The following is a 16,794-nucleotide window of genomic DNA, read 5'->3' on the forward strand; positions in this document are numbered from 1 at the left end:
GCAGGTCAGCTCGGAGTCAATCCGATGCAAGTGGTTATGCCCCCTGAGGGAGCCTTTGCACACGCGCCTAAGTTGCAGCATGTACCGATTCTGATCGGTGACGATGGCTCATACCCAATTGAAGCCAACCGCTACCTCGATGAGCGCAGCAACGGGGAATGGCAACTTCCTCGCGACCGATCAAAAGCAAAAGCTGAGAGTGAGCTCTTTTACGGGCCCATCCCAACCTTGCGCTCGCGAAGAAACATGGCCGCAAGGCTTTCTATTTTTCTCGAATGGTGCATAGACCAAGCCACTGATTGGCGAGAAATTTCCTACAACGAGAATATCCTTCATCAGTATCAGCCGGCACTCCTGAGTGGAGACGGCTCCCCGAGTGGGAGGCAGTTGGATCCCGCTACAGTTAACCTCTACGTCAATGAGGCGTGTCTATTTCTGACCTGGGCCAGCGAGCGCGGCTATCGCCTGCCCATGCAGATACCTGTAAGAAAAGTTGCATACACCTACATATCGCCCACAAGCTCGCAAAGCGGAACACTGCGCTCAAAGACTGTGCGGATCGGGTCTCTAACTGCGCCGGAAGCTCCGATCATCCTCCCTCCTGACAGGGAGGTTGAGATGTGGTTGAAGTCGATTTCGGTGCGTGCGCCCGTAAAAATTCTGATCTTCGAGCTGATCATCCGTTCTGGCCTCAGGATCTCGGAAGCCAATCAACTACGGGTCACCTGTTTTCCAGCAAAAAGAACGAGCGAGAGAACCAACTGGCAACCCGACTGGATATTGGCTGGTGAGGTTCCGCTAGTGCTCAAGTATGGCACTAAGGGAGGCAAGGTCAGTCCTGGGTCAGACCTTGGCACAAGATGGCGTACGGTATTTGTGCCACTAGATCTTGCCGAAAGGATCTGGCACTACATTTCGGTGATTCGACCGACCCAGCTGACGAGATATCACATTGGTGATAGGAAACACACCAAGCGGACAGATCGTCTGTGGCTTGGAGAAGGTGTGAACCGACCTGTGAGCAATGAGATGCTTCGCCGGATTTGGACTTCCGATCGGCATTGTCCCAAAGGATGGCACCCTCATACAGGAAGGCACCATTTTGCGGTGGAGAAGATCTGCGCCCTGACGCGGGCGCAGTTGGCCCTCGCAGGCAACTCAGAGCTGAGTGGTGCTGACTTCGGTTGGTTGCATGGGCTCATGGCCGGACAGGTAAAGATGCTTCTCAGTCCGCTTATGGGGCACGTTGATGAGCGCACGACGATGCAATACTTGCGCGCTGCGGTAGCCAAAATTGGTCGTGATCGAGGGCATCCAGCAATTCGTTGGAATGCGATCATCGACGAGGCATTGACGTGAGAGCGCGTGAAGATACAGGGGGAATGCCTGGGAAATGGGTGGTGCCCTGTACACATCCGGACCTCATTAGCACGGGGAAGATCTATGACTTCTCGATTCTGGCGACTGGTGCAAGTGATGCCCCGCCCATTGCCGCAGTCAGGCATTCCTGGAAGGGGGGATTCACTGGTAGGCCGGAGCTGCTGCGCGATCTATGGCCTACGCTGAGCGCGAGTATTGAAGGCATCGCATCAGACGGTGCAGCTGCAAGAAGGGGGGCACTGGTGTCCTTCTGGAGATTCCTCGATGCACTTGAGGGATACATGGCCTCAAATGGAATTCCATTCAAACGGGTGGTTAGACTTCGCGATCTGACATCCCGGCACGTTGCCCTCTACACAAGCCCGGGTCCGGAGGGTGCATGGGATGCCACTATGGACAGCAGAGCTGCCGTCGTCCGCGCGATTATAAAGACCGCGATTAGCTACCATGAACTTCCAGAGCTAGTACTTCCAGTTTTCAGGATAGCCTCGAATCGCCGCGAGACCCCATCCGAAGAGCACGGATTGGCCGTCATTAGGCTGCTACGAGCGGAGGCACTGAAGGTTCTACAGCGGTGGAGGAGAACGGACAGACTCATTCCTCAAGGACGCGATCTGATCGAGTTGTACAGAGAGAATCCTGAGTTCATGAATGCCCCCGACTTCGTATGTACGGAAGCGGATGCGCACGCGACCTATCGCGCGCTCATAAGGCTGACGGGAAATCCAGTGCCTCGGCGATCTCAGTTGTTGGCGATCTTCGGCAAGCGCATCAAAAGACTCCCAAGCTGGTGGGCGCACTACCCCGATGACCACGAACGATCAGGAAGCGAGGTCGGCTGGCACGATCTGGTTGCCGGAACCTATCCTACTAGCGCAGATGTCTCAATTTTCTTCCTGCTCTTTGTAGCGCGGAGCGCCTGGAACCCCGCAACCGCAGCATCCATGAACTTGAGCGACTGGACGGCAGTCTATGATGAGCAGCATGCATGGATCTATGCGCCTAAGGACCGGGCCAAAGGGACCGCGCAATGGACTGTGTCACGGGTAGGCGATGCGACGGGCTGTCATTCGTTAGTTGAGCTTCTTCTGAAGCGGACAGAAGGGCTTCGAGGCCATATCGAAAGAAACCCGCGCCTGTGCCCTCTCCCAGACGTTGTCGCTCGTAGTCCATGGGTGGGCGTAACAGTGCGCGGACGGCGACAAGGGGTGTATGTAGTAAATCCCCGCACAACTCGAACTGCAAACAACTGGCTCGCCTCTCTGATAGAGCAACTCGATGACGGCACCCGTACAGCTTCCGAGACCATGTCAATTGGACAGTTCAGAGATGTCGCCGCGGCTGCGATCTTCAAGGATTCTCAATACTCGAACTGGGTAATGATGGTACTACTTGGTCACAAGAACCTCATGACCACTAGGCACTATGGCTACCGAAGATCTTCTTTTGAGGAATCCTTCTCGCTTGTGTCCGAAGTGATTGATGACTTGTTCTCCCAGCTTCGGGTCAATCGTGTGTTCGACGTAGCCTTGACGAGGGCGAAGCTCGCAAAGTTGGACGTCAGTGAAGCCGAGATCGAAAAGCTGAATCAAGCACGCCGTCATAAGACCTACGACGGAAGCGGATGTGCAGATCCTTACAGCCCGCCAGCAGTCATTGATCCAGGCAATCCGAGAGATGGATGCACTCTATGCGTCCAGCAGCATAGGTGTGCTTCCAGCGGCTGCCCCAACTGTTTTGTGTTCACGGACAGCCTGGACTTCATCTGCCGGCGTGTGGCAGAGCTAGAGGCAGTTCGGACCTCCGTAGGAATGGTTCGGTTCGATGCTGGATCAGATGCAAGTGACCTGGCGCGGCTTCGCCTAACCGTTCTTCAATGGCCAGCAGATGCAGTGAAGTTCGCCATTGATAAGTGGGCGGCAAGGATAGCCTCCGGTGAGCACATGCCAATCTACTTCGCAGGGCAGCACTGATGAAAATGGTCAACCGGTCTCTAGTAGCAGGCAACCATGAACTCCTAGCTCCTGACGTGGAGGTGTCGCTACTGTCGATTAGTCCGAATGAGCTGAGGTTGGCGCCGGAGGCAAAGCTGAAGCAGCTTCAGAAGCTTGTTGGAATGGGGGACAACTGGGGCGTTCTTCGTATTGACGACGAACATCAGTCTGGCCTACGGACCTCTGATCTCGATCTAAGGCTCTATTCTGGAAGGGGCAAGACGTGCAAGGGGAAGCACTCACCCTTCGTAGTTCGAGAGCTTATGAGGCTGGCGATCACGATGGCGATAATTCCAGGCAAAACCGGGAAGGTGTATAGATACACAACGATCCGGACGCTCATTGCCAATCTTAAGAGGGCGATCCAGCGTACAAATGTACGTCCAAGCTCCAAGAGACTCTGGAGCCTGGTCGAACGCGCTGGCCTGACGCAGAAGTACTCTGACTGCCTTGGGGTGGTTGAGTACTACCACCGACTGGGGTGTCTTCCCGATGGCCCCGCGCCCATGCGTCCAACGGTTCATGGAATGAAGGCTGCGCGAGATCGAACGGGTGAACCTGAGCATACAATCCCGGTCAGCATAGCGAAACCTCATCAGCCATACTCAGATGAGTTCGTCTCTGAAGCAGGCTCGATGGCACTGGTGATGATCGAAGTCGTTGGTCCTACTTTGTTGGATGCCGTAGAGGCCGCACTCGCCGCTACTGAAACTACTCGTGATCTGAAAGACGGTCCCTCGCCATCTCCCAGTCGCCGAGCTGCTCGCGTAAGCAATGCTGTGATCCGGTCATGGGAATGGCGGGGGCCTGACGGGGAGCCGCTTAGGGATGCCCCGCTTCAATTTTCGATGAAATCCGGGCGAAGTGGAAAAACCGTCGCATGGCCGCCTCGGACGTTACCCCAGGCCTTGCGCCTGATAGTGGTTCTACAGGGTGCACACGCTTTTCCGGTGGCTCTTTCTGGCGGTCCCCGACATGGTGAACTGCTAACGATGCAGATCGGCTCGCTTGGCAAGCGAGGTGGTTCCAGTGTTTACGAGTTCAGAACCTGGAAGTTTGAGAATCCCGGAGGGAGGCAGAGTGAAGCGCCAGCGCCGTCAATTGCCATTCAAGCGATTCTGCAGCAAGAGCGCCTAGCGAACATTTTTCGACGGCACCACGGCCTAAAGGGGAACGGCCTGTGGGTTTCCCCAAGATATCCAGATAAGGTGCCGAGCCTTGCGCATGTGTTCAATAGCTTCGTGGAGATACTTGGCCTGGAGCGCTGGCTCACCGATGGTGGTATGAACCCGCATCGATTCCGAAAGACCCTCGCTCGAATTGTTGCTCTAGCGCTTGTCCATGCGCCAAAGATTTTGATGGATGTCTTTGGGCACAGGGATGAACAAATGACAATCATGCGCTACATACTTTCGGATCCAGGAATTCTTTCCGAAGTACAGCAAGTTGTACGTGAGATGCTTATTCTAAAGGGAGTGGAGGCGATCAATAAGGCTGATGAGGTTCAGGGGGCCGGCGCAGAGAAGCTACGGGGGCGTGTGGCGCTGTTCGCGCGCCGGCTGGGTAAGTCCGCCCTTGATCCGCAGAACATCAGGGAGTTCGCCCGCGCGATGACTGCTGAGGGCTCTTCTTGGGCAGTTGTCGCACCAGGAATAGTGTGTACGAACTTCACCGATGGAGGCCTTTGCAACAAGGGGCATGGTCAGGCTAATCCACACTACTGTCATCCTGCATGTGAGAATCAGTTGATTCTCCCTGACGACGAGGATAAGGCGTCCAGAAGCGTTGTTCAGGCCATCGAGACAGTTCAGTACAATCTTGAGTTGCTAGAGCACGCTTTCGTGGATGATGACGTTATGCTCATTGCTCAGTTCCGGGGGCAGATCAAGTCCGTGCTCGGCAGGTGGAAGAAGGTGGACGAATACTTCTCGAAGAGCAGTTTGCTGACGCGCCTCGTACCCAATGTGGTACTTCTGAAATGAGACAAAAGAAGAGTCTTGCCGAGCTTGGAAAGGAGCGGACGGAGGCGTTCGTTGCACGCCTTCGATCAACTATGGCCGAGATTGACAGGGAGATATCGGAGAACGACGGAGTGTATCCACGGAACTCTGGTCGGCTGAATGTTGCAGAGCTGTGTCGGCGGGCAAAGGTAACAGCGGTATCGCTGCACGGAGAGAAGCATGCCGGCACCACAAAGCTCGAGGTGCAGGCCTGGCTCACGAAACTTCGAGTGGACGTTCCTACGAGCGTGAAGGCCGCCAGACGAAAGTCCTACTCACAAAGGCTGGGATGGAAAGAGAGGTACGACGGTATTTCTGCGCAGTTCAAGAACATGTACTCGATCGAGGTGGTGCAGCGAGATGCAAAGATCGCCGCCTTGAAGAAGGAGATTTCTGAGCTGAAGTCACAGATCAAGAAGCAGCGCGAGGCGGGCTCAAGGGTGGTTGGAATCGAGAGCGGGAGAAGGAGAAAAGCGAGTTCGTAATAGGGCATCTCGCAAGCTTCGAATGATGCCCCGCCAGAACTCTTAGGAGCGCGTTCGCACCAGCTCCTCAAGTCGATGAAACTGGTTGTTTCGCTCTAGGTCGGGAGCGGCGGCCCTTACTTGAGCTAGGCATTCATTCAGTCCTAGAGGCGCCCATTGTTGGGATCCAACAACGGCACCCAGCAAATCTAAAGCCTCAGTTGGCGACTGGCTACAAAGGCCAGATTCTAGTAGAAGATGGACGATGTAGTCCGAATTCGCTACCGGCTGAAGCCAGTCACGTACCGCCTTCAATGCGGAAGGGAACTCAACCCGGGCCGCGATGGCGAGTCGAGCTAAGGAGGCAGCAATGCTGGGTGTAGCTAGATTGCGCGATTTTGGCCAAATCTCCTGCCAGAAGGGTTGGACTCGATTTCTCCAGAAGTCTTCGCGTTGATCGCCTGCGGCCTCCAGTGCTTGGGAGAGCGATTGTGCGGACTTCTCCAGTCCATCCTGTGGAAGCTTGCCCAATGCAGATCTAAAGTCGTCCCGAGAGTAGCCTTCCAATTGCCCTAGGGCTGAGTGCGTTAGGAAAGCAGAGAACTGTCCTCGGTGTTCACCAAGGTCGGCGTAGTGACCGGCCGTCAATAGGAACTGCGACTTCAATGCCACCATCAATGGCTGGTACAGTCGCGGTGACCAAAGAAATCCTTCCCAGGCTGCTTTCGCTTCGACAGGGTTGGACCAATCGAAGAGCGGTAGTAGCGTCGCTTCGGTCCACGCCCGGTCTACGCGATACAGGGCGATGAGTCTAGATGCGAGCAACACCCTGCCATGGCGGAATCGATCTACTTCAACATCGCATATGGCGGAAAATGCCGCCTTAAGTTCAGGGGGAAGTAGGTCTCCATCGTTGGGCGCCCTCTTGAACCATAGATTGAGCAAGGCGCGCGTGGCATGCCCAATGGGGTGATTAATCGCCTCCGAGACAGGGTTATCGATTGGCTCGCCGTTCCTTGTCATGCCACTACTCAAGGGGATCGGAAGCGCAAGCACTCGACCGGCGAGAGTCAATAGGAGGTTCTCGCGATTCGCGCCGCTTCTTGAAGTGGCCTCCATCCACCACGCTACTGCAGGTGCGATCTCGGACAGAACTTCATCAGGCATTAGCAGTACCAAAGGCGATGCGTACTGCCAGGAGCGGGCTGCCATTGAATCGTCCGACCAAACCTGAAGCGCCTCGCGCCACCGAACTGCGGGCCAGACGTCTTGGTGAGCGAGGTCGCAGAGCGCGGCAAGGCTATGGAAGAAGCGAGTACGGCAGACATCCCGCCAAGTGTCCTCATAGAACGGTCTATGGGCAGGCCTCGGCGATTCAAGCCATTCAACTAGCTCCTTGCGAGTGCGAGGGGCGACATCGACCTCTCTGCCGTCCTCGAAATCCGGATCTCCGGTGCCGCTCATCCAGTGTGAGAATTCGTCCTTCTCGTTAGGGTCCAATCTCAACTCAGGATGCGCGATGGATATCTCCGCTAGGCGCCTTGCTGCAGACACACCAAGATGTAGGCCCGAGGACTCCAGCTTCGCTAGACGAATCCATACTGCGCGAGCAACCAGGCGATCCCAGCGTTCGGACTCCAGATCATCGCGATACATCTCGCGGGGAGGTCCTGCCAAGATGACATTCTCCAAGCGTGCTTGAGACGCGTTGTCTAGAATTCACCCCTGGAGAACAAGAAGCCTCAGCACTTCGCGTGCGGTGCACTGCGACCACAGCCACCGCCCCTCATCCAGTAGCAGCCAATCGACCCACTGCTCCTGCTCGATGCAATTGTCCTGGCTGGCCGCAAACAATGCCAGCCGCTTGAATGTGGGATACGGGATCTCGAACCATGCCTGAGCCATGAGCGTGGATCTCGACTCATCCGTAGCTCGAACTGCTAACCAAGCGTCGCGTAGCAGTTCAATCAGGCTAACCCAGTCTCGGAAGGACCGGTTCTGCCAATGGGGCGTGATTGATGGAAGGTCCCAGTAGGATCTATCGACAAGGTCATCTGCCTCTCCTAGATCTCGAAGAAGGCCCAGCGCGTCACAGAGCAGTTGCTGTAGGTCCGAATGCAGGAGCGGGAGTGCCTTCTCCCACTCACCCTTAGACTGATCCTGGAGGACCGCATGTACATTGTCCTCCGCAAGCACAAGGTCCCAGTCAACCAACTGCTTAATTCGCACTGTCTCGTCTGCACCATCGGCCACTTCGCCGTCCCAAACAAATGGACGCCTTAGTGTGATCTTTGGGCTGAGAAGGCTACGAAGTTCCATCCGAAGAGACGTGTTCAGTCCCTCACGTCTAAGACGCTTGATCCAACGATATAGCAGCCCCCCTGACAGTGGGGTCTTGAGTCGGCCACCGAGCACGATTCTCCAAAGAGTTCGCATCTTTGGATCGGGCACACCCTTTGGGGCGTCCAGGCGAATAAGATCCAGCTCCGAGACTTTGCCATCCCGTTCCAGTGTGGCCAGACGCTCAAGTTCGGAGTCGACTAGAGAGATCCAGCGACTATCCATCTGCCCGCCACGCTCTGCAATCCATATGATCAATCGTGGATCGTCCAGATGACGCACAAGCCAGCGTGCGAGCTGGAACATCAATCCATCCCATCGGCTGGCCATACTTCCAGAAGACGCCAGTGTCATAGGAGGAGCGTGATCATAAGGCGCAGGCCTACGAACCAAGCTGAATCTGAGTTCTGCATCCTCCTCCTTAACCGAGGAGAAGCCAAAGCGGGCTAGATCCCTCTGCAAGAATCGCTCATGGGAAAATGCCTCGAGGAGCCACTCAAGCGGGGGAACTGGATTGAACTCCGCGAAGCGCTTCGCGGGGAGGCCTGACTTGTCTGAAAGAGCCCACAGCATTCGTCCAACAAAATCGTCCTGGAGCGTGCTGTCCTGAGGTTGGGCCATGGCGTGCTTCGCAACAATGGCCTCTTTACCTTGAACTCCATCGCGATAGACATCTGCCCAAGTCCTGATTGTGTCGTGCAACGCAGAGTGGTCATGGGTAGCAGGCTGAACCCTGTAGAGGATAGGTCTAACGCCCTTAGCTTCCCATTCAATAGTCTTCAGATGCTCTTTCCCGGCTTCGCAATCTCCGAACGCCCACGCCTGCGGGGTAACCTCACCGAGCATTCGATCTGCTGCTAATGCGTCCATCATGTACCGGAGGACCGGATCGTCAATGCTGTATCCAATGAAGCAAACGACATAGTTGCGAAAAAGTTCGCTGACGAACCGCGCGGCCCAGCGTTCGGTCAAGTAAGCCAAGCCGAAGTCACCACTGGTGGCCACTAGTCGATGGAGTGCTGCATCATCCTCACTCTCCGGAAGCAGGCCATGCAGAAAGACAAGCCCATCCCAGCGGCTGCTCTTAGGGATCGGCAGCATTGGAGCGGGATAGGCCGGAAATGGTTGGCCCATGCGCTTCGCCGCCGCGTGGAAGGTTCGATCGAAGTTGGTAGTCACCAACCGCAACGCGCCATCCCGGCTTCGTGCTAACCGAAGAAGCGCTGCTTGGGTGTCAATTGCTCCCTTCCGACGAAGCTTGGGTCTCAACGATTTCGCTAGGGCGCGCCGAACCGCCAATCGCTGCCCAGGCAGTCGCCTTTCAAGTAGATCGAGAGTCGCGTCGAACTTTGAATGATCGAAGGCGGCACGCTCGATGTCCGTGAATGATGTCCCATTCGACGCATAGATTTGCTCAACCAGTCCTTTGAAACCAGGTAGTCCTGACGGGTAGGAGACTCCGGCGCCGCAGAAGAAGACTACTCGTCCTTCTTCGTGTGCCTGTAGAAGTGCTTCTGGGATGTCTGGCCCGTCGACGATGAACTGCATTGCAACTCCCTCTGAATGCTCTCGAACAGAGTGTAGGTTCAAATCAGATGGAATTGGCCAATCGCAGCGTCCAATTAAGTTCTTCTTTTGAAGTTTGTGCGGATTCAGTCTGATGGTCCAAGAGGTGAGATCTGTCCGAGCCCGCTCAACGCCTCGTCGTGGCAGTGCCAATCATTCTTCAGTAAATTCGGCTTCGAACTCGTGCTGATGTGGCAGTATTGAAGGTAGGGTTTTTGGTCTCATCCGCGTTTAGGAATGTTAAAGCCAACCACAGCGGAGGACCGCAACTTCAGCGCCTCAACAGTGGTTGGCAATTGAACGCTTCCATATGAAGGGACTGCATTCCGATACCCACTCATATGGACGAGGTGCTTATGGAACTAGCGAGTCCAGGGCATCCATTCTCGGAGTCCTCCGGACTGGCTCTGTCTGATGCCGGTGGCAAGAAGCGCTCTCATTGCCTCACAGCAACCTACATATGTGATCCAGAGGGAGAGTCTGGAGAGCACTCCGGTATCGAACTGGTGATGGAGTACGTTGGCAGACCATTCATGTCGATCCCAACTCCATAGTTTGGAGCATGTTTTAGCATGCATCGATCATCTGTGTCCGAATTACCTCCGCTAGCCCCTTGAGGCCGGGCAGGGATTGGCGACGAGTGGGGTAGTACAGCATGAATGGTGCGCCCATTGATGCCCAGTCTGGCATCACAACTTCAAGTGCGCCGGACGAGATTTCGTCCTGCACTCTGAGTTCCAGACAGTATGCCAACCCCAATCCCTGCAACGTTGCAGCGAGCAGAGAGTCGGTGCTGCTCACCCTCAGCATTCCGCTGGGAATTACCTTGACCATACGATCACCGTCGCCAAGTTCCCAGCGATAGATTGAGCCGTCGCCGATTCTGTTCTCAATACAAACATGCCGCCGCAGATCGCTTGGATTCTCAGGTCTCCCAGCATGTTGCAGATAGCTGGGCGCTGCCACGACCACCCACTTAAGCGGATGTGTAAGCTCCAGACCAACCATCCCCTCTGGCACTCGGTCACCGTATCGAATGCCGCCGTCAAAGCCTTCCGCTACTAAGTCCACCAGGCGTTCTTCTATCACTAGATCAAGATGGACGTTAGGCCAGCGTTGCTGAAAGCTCCACAGCACTGGCCAGAGTAGGAGGCGCGCCGCATCGTGTGATAGCGAGATCTTGAGCATCTGGATCTCTGACTGCTTCCGAGCCCGAATCGCGGCTAGACCCTCTCCAATTGTATCTAGGCCAGTGGCTGCATAGCGTTCCAGTTCGCGTCCTTCAACGGTGATCGAAAGCGCACGGGTCGTACGATTAACGAGACGCACACCCAGTCGATCTTCCAGCCGCTTTAAGGCGTGACTTAGAGCTGAGGCAGATAAGCCAAGTTCGAGGGCGGCGGCGCGCATTGATCCATGCCGAGCGATCTCGATGAACGCAGCTAGATCTGAAATGCTTATTCTCTCTAGATCACCTTTCAAGACACTTCACCCGGGTATCGATTACTAAACGTGCCAATGATCCGCCGCACAAAGCATGATTTATGGATCGAACGCAGTGCAGATGCTTCCCCATTATCGCCGAGGATGGCATGGCAAGAAGCTGCGCCGTCGACGCTTTCGATCATTTCTGAATTGAAAGAACTTCAGCAATAAAATTGCTACTTGCGCATGTTCGCCGCAGTAAAGTTGCGTCTCCTCCACGGTCGCTGTACTCAAATTTGCTTGGGCCAGAGTGACCAATCAACTGGGATGAACATGTCAAATTCGAATAGTGATTTGCCTGAGCACGACGATGAAGCCACGCCGGTCATCGGCCGCAGACAGTTTATTGCGGGAAGCAGTGTGGCCATCGCCAGCGGAATTGCTGCTTCCTCGGCATTCGGTGCTGTGCCCGCTGCGGTACTCTCGGAGGCGCAGGGTCAGGGCCGCCCGCGAGCCGGCCTGATCGACCCTCGGCAGGCATATCCTCGGCCACCCTACCCGCGCCAAGAACAGCCTTGGCCGGGGCTTGCGTCGAAGATGCGTCCGCTGCCGGACCACGGTGAGAAAACCTATCGAGGCAATCGGCGCCTTGAAGGCCGCAAGGCACTGATTACGGGAGGAGACTCAGGAATCGGTCGGGCCGCTGCCATTGCATACGCCCGCGAGGGTGCCGATGTGGCCATCAACTATTTGCCTGAAGAAGAGGAAGATGCGCGTGAAGTTATTGCGCTGATACGCGCAACCGGCCGTCAGGCATACGCTTTACCTGGTGATATTCGCAGCAAAGACTTTTGCCTGGATCTTGTGCGCAAGGCGGCATCGGCGTTGGGCTCGATCGACACCTTGGTGCTGAACGCGGCGTATCAGCAGCAGGAGCCGGACATTCTAAAGATTACCGACGAACACCTCGAGAACACCTTCCTTACCAACATCAATGCAATGGTATGGATGACCCAAGAGGCACTGCGTGTGTCTCTTCCGCCTGGAAGCGTCATCATCGTTACTACGTCTGAGCAGGGCTACGATCCGTCCCCCTACCTGGTCGACTATGCGATGACGAAGAGTGCGCAGGTTAGCTACGTTCGCTCGATGGCTAAGCAGCTTGGCCCTAAGGGGATTCGGGTAAACGGAGTTGCTCCAGGTCCTATCTGGACTCCGTTGCAGATCAGTGGCGGGACTGCATCCGAGAAGATTCCGAACTTCGGGGGGGACAAGCCGCTAGGACGCGCAGGTCAGCCTGCTGAGCTGGGTTCAATCTTCGTCCAACTTGCGGCAAGCGACGCCAGTTATGCGAACGGCCAGGTGTATGGGGCCGAAGGTGGCGCTGCACGCCCCTAACTTGCGTCACAGACGACCCCAACTCCTTTCATGACTCAACTACACCTGGTCGCCAACGAACGTAGGAGATAGACCTTGACAGAAGCAAGTTACAGCCTTAGAAACCGCTGCGTTGCCATTACTGGCGCCGGTTCGGGGATCGGACTGGCAACGGCGGAGATGATCTTACGCAGTGGTGGAAGCGTTCTTGGAGGATCCAGGCGTTTAGGTGACTTCAAGCGGCTACAGGATGAGTTCGGCGCTGATCGCGCCTACTGGATGCGTCTGGATGTGCGCGATCCGGATAGCGTGGGTGCCTTCGCATCTTGCGGCATTGATCACTTTGGAAGCGTACATTCGGTAGTGGCCAACGCCGGGGTTGGCTACTACGGCGGAGTCGCTGACGCAAGCGATGATCAAGTCATCGAAATGTGTGAAATCAACTATCTCGGAACGGTCCTCACGGTACGTGCTTTCCTCCCTCATCTTCGTAGCGTTGGTGGCGGGGATATTTTGATCGTATCGAGCGTCGCAGCTCATCGCAGTGGGGCGGACGAAGCCGTCTACGCAGGTACCAAGGCCGCCCAGCTCATTTTTGCGGGCGGCTTGGACCGAGAAGTAAGGAAAGATGGGATTCGCGTGAGTGCCATCTGCCCCGCAGGTACTCATACATCTTTTGCCGTGGGTCACGGTCGCACGGCCGACGATCCCCGTTTGAGCGAATTCATGGCCGCGCAGGATGTAGCCTCGCAGATTGTCTATTGCTTGCAGCAACCGCGGACCTTGCGGACCGGCGTATGGACGACTTGGAGCATGAGCCAGTCCAGCTGAGGTGCTGCCCAGACAGCATCGGTCGGCCACAGTTTGATACCTGACCTCAAGACGCAAGCCAGCCCTCGACCCGATATGGGCGTTTTCCGGAATCAAGCGAGGCAGCCATTCCCCAGCAATAATGCCCGTTACCGGATTACCCCGAGATGTCGCACACATACCTGAAGTCACGACTTGCTCTTCCCACGCTGACAGTTGCTATTGGTCTGGCCCTTTCTTCGCATGCCAGCGCTGAAGCTTTGACGCATGCCTCCTCCGTCAAGCAGTTGGACACCTTGGTCGTTACCGCCACCGGTGCCCAGCAGTGGATCAGGGATGCGCCAGCCAGCATTAGCGTTATCAGCCGCGAGGAGATCGAGCGTAAGCCGGTCACCAGCATCGGCCAGCTGCTGAGTACCGTCCCTGGAGTGACCGGTGGCTATGCACTGTCCGGAGCGCAGTCGAAGATCCGCCTGCGTGGACTGCCCGAGCAGTACACGCTGATCCTGATCGACGGCCGCCGCCAGGGCAACTCCTCCGGCGTGAACTACCGCGACGACCTGGGTCCGCAGGATCTGAACTGGCTGTCGCCGGACATGATCGAACGAATAGAAGTGGTGCGCGGCCCGATGTCGTCGCTATACGGTTCGGATGCGATGGGCGGCGTGATCAACATCATTACCCGCAAGATTTCCGACCACTGGGGCGGCTCGGTCACCTTGAACCACAGCGTGCCCGATTCATCCACCCGCGGTGATACCACGCAGATGGGTGCCCTTTTCAGCGGCCCACTGACCGACAACCTGGGGATCCGCATCGGGGCCAACGTGACCGACCGCAAGTCCGATCGCCTTGAGGGCCAGACTCCGGGCAGCAAGGCGGAGAATGCCAACCTGCAGTTCCACTGGCGCCTCAACGATGACCACGCACTGACCATAGAAGGGTCGCGCGGCGTGCAGCGCAACACCGGCAGCGGTGATGTATATGCCTGGGGTCTGTCCAAGCTGGTACAGACCGGTTACGTGCTGGGCCATGATGGCCGTTACGGCGACTCCACCACCTCCAAGACCACCCTTGTGCGGAACGACTACCAAGACAAGGGCAGTGCGGTGGGCAACCATTCGAAGGAAACGGTGTTCGATACTGCCTTCACCACCGCTTTCCATTGGGGCTTCGAGCACAGCCTGAACGTGGGTGGTCAGTGGAAGCGCGAGCAGCTGGAAAACAGCGACACCATCGGTACCGTACCTGTGACTTGGACCGGCAGCAGCCGCATCAGCCCGACCAGTGAAGCGGACTCATGGGCCTTGTTCGCCGAAGACCACATCACCCTGCACGAGCGCTTCGTGCTGACTCTGGGCGTGCGCTGGGACAACACCGACAACTACGACGACAACGTGAGCCCGCGCATCTACGGCGTGTGGCACCCGGCAGACGCATGGACAGTACGCGGCGGTGTCTCCAAAGGGTTCCGCGCGCCCAATCTTAAGCAGGGCACCGCTGGTGCGGCCACCCAGTCTCTGGGACGCGGCTGCGGCAGCCTGACCCCGGAAGGCTGGAACAGCCGGCTGATCAACGCCGACGGCACGACCGGCTGCTACATGGCCGGTAACCCGAACCTGAAACCGGAAACCAGCACCAACTATGAGCTTGGCGTGGGCTTCGACCAGAACGGCTGGTCCGCATCGGCCACCTACTTCCTGACCAACTTCGACGACAAGATCGAACAGGTGCCGCTGCGCGAGATCCCAGGCCAGAACACTAGCTTCGTAAACGGCTTCTGGTGGACGGTGGCGCAGAACATCCAGAAGGCTCGCACGCGAGGCGTGGAAGCCAGTGTGACCGTGCCGCTGCACGAGCGACTGAGCTGGACCACCAACGCCACACGCATGTTGGAATCGAAGAACCGCACCACCGGCGCCAGCCTGCTAGTGGTGCCGAAGATCACCGCCAACACTTCGCTGAACTGGAGCGTGTCCGATGCATGGTCGCTTAACCTCAGCGCGCAACACATCGGGAAGCAGCTTGTGTCTTCGTCCAGACCTACCTTCGCCAAGGCATACACCACGGTGGATCTGGTCACCGCTCTCGATGTGAACGAAAACCTGACCTTGCGCGTCGGCGTACTGAACTTGGGTGATGTTTCCACGCTTGAAGAAGGCAATAATTACGACGGCGGCGCACGCACGCTCTTTGTGGGCGCGACCGCGCGCTTCTAAGGCGGGTTGATCAGGTCAGGAGATTGCGTTCGGTTCAGCACGTTCGATCACGTCGATGATTGCAAATGAACTTTGCCGCACTCGGGTTTGGAGAATGTAAGCCCGAGTGCGGCTCTAATCGCAATCCTCCGGTCAAACGCTAGCATTCGAGAGCGAGCCTGTTGGAAGAATGAGGGTCTAACCGAGGTCTATTTGTAGGACGACGCTGGCACTATTCGCTTGGCTCAAGGGTAAAGACGAATGGTCCGACTTCACCCAAGCCGGACCATTCGCCGCAATCAATTACTTCTTCTTCGCAGCCGACTGCGCCTGAGCGTCGCACCTGTCCTTCAGCGCCTTGGTCTGAGGATCGGCAAGATCCACCTTGAACTTCGTCCGGTCAGCCAGCTGTTCACACGTAGCAGGCTTTGCCTTAGGCGCCTCCTTCACTTCCGACTCGGCATGAAGCGCCGGATCATGTGCGAAGGCCGATGCGGACGCTGCAATGGAAGCGAAAAGGACGCTGATGAGGGCAAAACGATTCTTCATGTTGCTTCTCCTAGGTTGATTTCGGCGTTATGCCGGGTGTCACGGCTGGTAGAGGTCGGCTTGGTAGCCGGTAATTTGCACCTCGATGATCACGGGGGTGCTGCCGCGGTTCTGCCAGTACCACCCATGGGTACCTTCAAAGGGAGCAATGAACGTTCCCTCGGCCTGACGCTGGGCGCCTTCAACGGCGTAGCTGGTCCAGGGGCCCTTCACGTCGGGACGCTCGCCGTGCATGTCCACGGCAACATCAGACGTGGCCTTCCAGCTGAAAACCATCCCAGCGCCCTGAGCCATATGGGCCTTCACCTCCTGGCCCTTACCAGGGGCAAGCTCGATCGTCAGTGAGTCCTGCCGTAAAGGAGTGCTGGCGAGAGAGACAGCGGCGGGTTCGAAGGCCTGCTTGCCATTGCTCCCGAAGGCAACCTTGGCCTTCTCGAACAGCGCCGAGACGGCTTCGGCGCTGCCAGCAGATGCCGGAACTGGGGGAGCTACGGCCTCTACCTGGTCAGTGGAGGCTAGGGCGTCCAGACCCAGAACCTTACCTACGCCCGTAGGGTCGATTCCGTACTCCGCGGGAAGCACGGTGGTGAGCAGAATCACCCCTGCAACGGCAGCGGCCAGGGCGGTGGATTTCAGCAGCTTGCGAGTGCTGGGCAGCTGATTGGAAAGCGTGATGGACATGAGTACCTCT

12 protein-coding genes are annotated in these 16,794 nt (G+C 56.7%); 7 read left to right on the plus strand and 5 right to left on the minus strand.

Annotated elements, in window-relative coordinates; all coding sequences use genetic code 11:
* Positions 1 to 24 precede the first annotated feature (24 nt).
* The 4 genes from N5J29_RS10170 to N5J29_RS10185 are packed head-to-tail and all read left to right on the plus strand — an operon-like array spanning position 25 to position 5,859.
* The gene (locus N5J29_RS10170) at positions 25 to 1,359 is read left to right on the plus strand and encodes a site-specific integrase (protein ID WP_125899101.1); all 1,335 of its coding nucleotides are present in this window, start codon (positions 25 to 27) and stop codon (positions 1,357 to 1,359) included.
* The gene (locus N5J29_RS10175) at positions 1,356 to 3,353 is read left to right on the plus strand and encodes a hypothetical protein (protein WP_125899102.1); all 1,998 of its coding nucleotides are present in this window, start codon (positions 1,356 to 1,358) and stop codon (positions 3,351 to 3,353) included. Before N5J29_RS10170 ends, N5J29_RS10175 begins: the two co-directional genes overlap by 4 nt.
* A complete protein-coding gene (locus tag N5J29_RS10180; protein WP_125899103.1) occupies positions 3,353 to 5,356 on the plus strand; it encodes a hypothetical protein in 2,004 nt (667 codons plus the stop codon). The genes N5J29_RS10175 and N5J29_RS10180 overlap by 1 nt, the downstream gene beginning before the upstream one ends.
* Positions 5,353 to 5,859 (plus strand): hypothetical protein, encoded by a 507-nt coding sequence (locus N5J29_RS10185; protein WP_049459868.1) that lies wholly within the window; start codon positions 5,353 to 5,355, stop codon positions 5,857 to 5,859. Before N5J29_RS10180 ends, N5J29_RS10185 begins: the two co-directional genes overlap by 4 nt.
* A 42-nt stretch (positions 5,860 to 5,901) precedes the next feature.
* On the opposite strand, the gene N5J29_RS10190 is transcribed toward N5J29_RS10185, so the two are convergent.
* The 3 genes from N5J29_RS10190 to N5J29_RS10200 all read right to left on the minus strand — a co-directional run bounded on the left by N5J29_RS10190 (position 5,902) and on the right by N5J29_RS10200 (position 11,226).
* Positions 5,902 to 7,005, minus strand: a complete 1,104-nt coding sequence (locus tag N5J29_RS10190) for a hypothetical protein (protein WP_197579984.1) — start codon at positions 7,003 to 7,005, stop codon at positions 5,902 to 5,904.
* A gap of 552 nt (positions 7,006 to 7,557) precedes the next feature.
* Complete coding sequence (locus tag N5J29_RS10195; protein WP_197573146.1) at positions 7,558 to 9,726, minus strand: SIR2 family protein; 2,169 nt, start codon at positions 9,724 to 9,726, stop codon at positions 7,558 to 7,560.
* A gap of 585 nt (positions 9,727 to 10,311) precedes the next feature.
* On the minus strand, positions 10,312 to 11,226 hold the full coding sequence (locus N5J29_RS10200) for a LysR family transcriptional regulator (RefSeq protein WP_032962204.1): 915 nt from the start codon (positions 11,224 to 11,226) through the stop codon (positions 10,312 to 10,314).
* A gap of 276 nt (positions 11,227 to 11,502) precedes the next feature.
* On the opposite strand from N5J29_RS10200, the gene N5J29_RS10205 reads away from it, so the two are divergent.
* The 3 genes from N5J29_RS10205 (at position 11,503) to N5J29_RS10215 (ending at position 15,575) form a co-directional block, all read left to right on the plus strand.
* The gene (locus N5J29_RS10205) at positions 11,503 to 12,567 is read left to right on the plus strand and encodes an SDR family oxidoreductase (RefSeq protein ID WP_008266446.1); all 1,065 of its coding nucleotides are present in this window, start codon (positions 11,503 to 11,505) and stop codon (positions 12,565 to 12,567) included.
* Positions 12,568 to 12,642: 75 nt separating this feature from the next.
* Positions 12,643 to 13,377 (plus strand): SDR family NAD(P)-dependent oxidoreductase, encoded by a 735-nt coding sequence (locus N5J29_RS10210; protein ID WP_075075813.1) that lies wholly within the window; start codon positions 12,643 to 12,645, stop codon positions 13,375 to 13,377.
* A 146-nt stretch (positions 13,378 to 13,523) separates the two neighbouring features.
* Positions 13,524 to 15,575, plus strand: a complete 2,052-nt coding sequence (locus N5J29_RS10215) for a TonB-dependent receptor (protein ID WP_080347466.1) — start codon at positions 13,524 to 13,526, stop codon at positions 15,573 to 15,575.
* 282 nt (positions 15,576 to 15,857) lie between these two features.
* On the opposite strand, the gene N5J29_RS10220 is transcribed toward N5J29_RS10215, so the two are convergent.
* Entirely contained in the window at positions 15,858 to 16,103 is a 246-nt protein-coding gene (locus tag N5J29_RS10220) for a hypothetical protein (RefSeq protein ID WP_008267212.1), read from the minus strand.
* 39 nt (positions 16,104 to 16,142) lie between these two features.
* Complete coding sequence (locus N5J29_RS10225) at positions 16,143 to 16,784, minus strand: hypothetical protein (protein ID WP_032961297.1); 642 nt, start codon at positions 16,782 to 16,784, stop codon at positions 16,143 to 16,145.
* Positions 16,785 to 16,794 lie beyond the last annotated feature (10 nt).

This window comes from Stenotrophomonas sp. GD03680 (genome assembly GCF_029844625.1).
Classification (GTDB): Bacteria; Pseudomonadota; Gammaproteobacteria; order Xanthomonadales; family Xanthomonadaceae; genus Stenotrophomonas; species Stenotrophomonas maltophilia_P.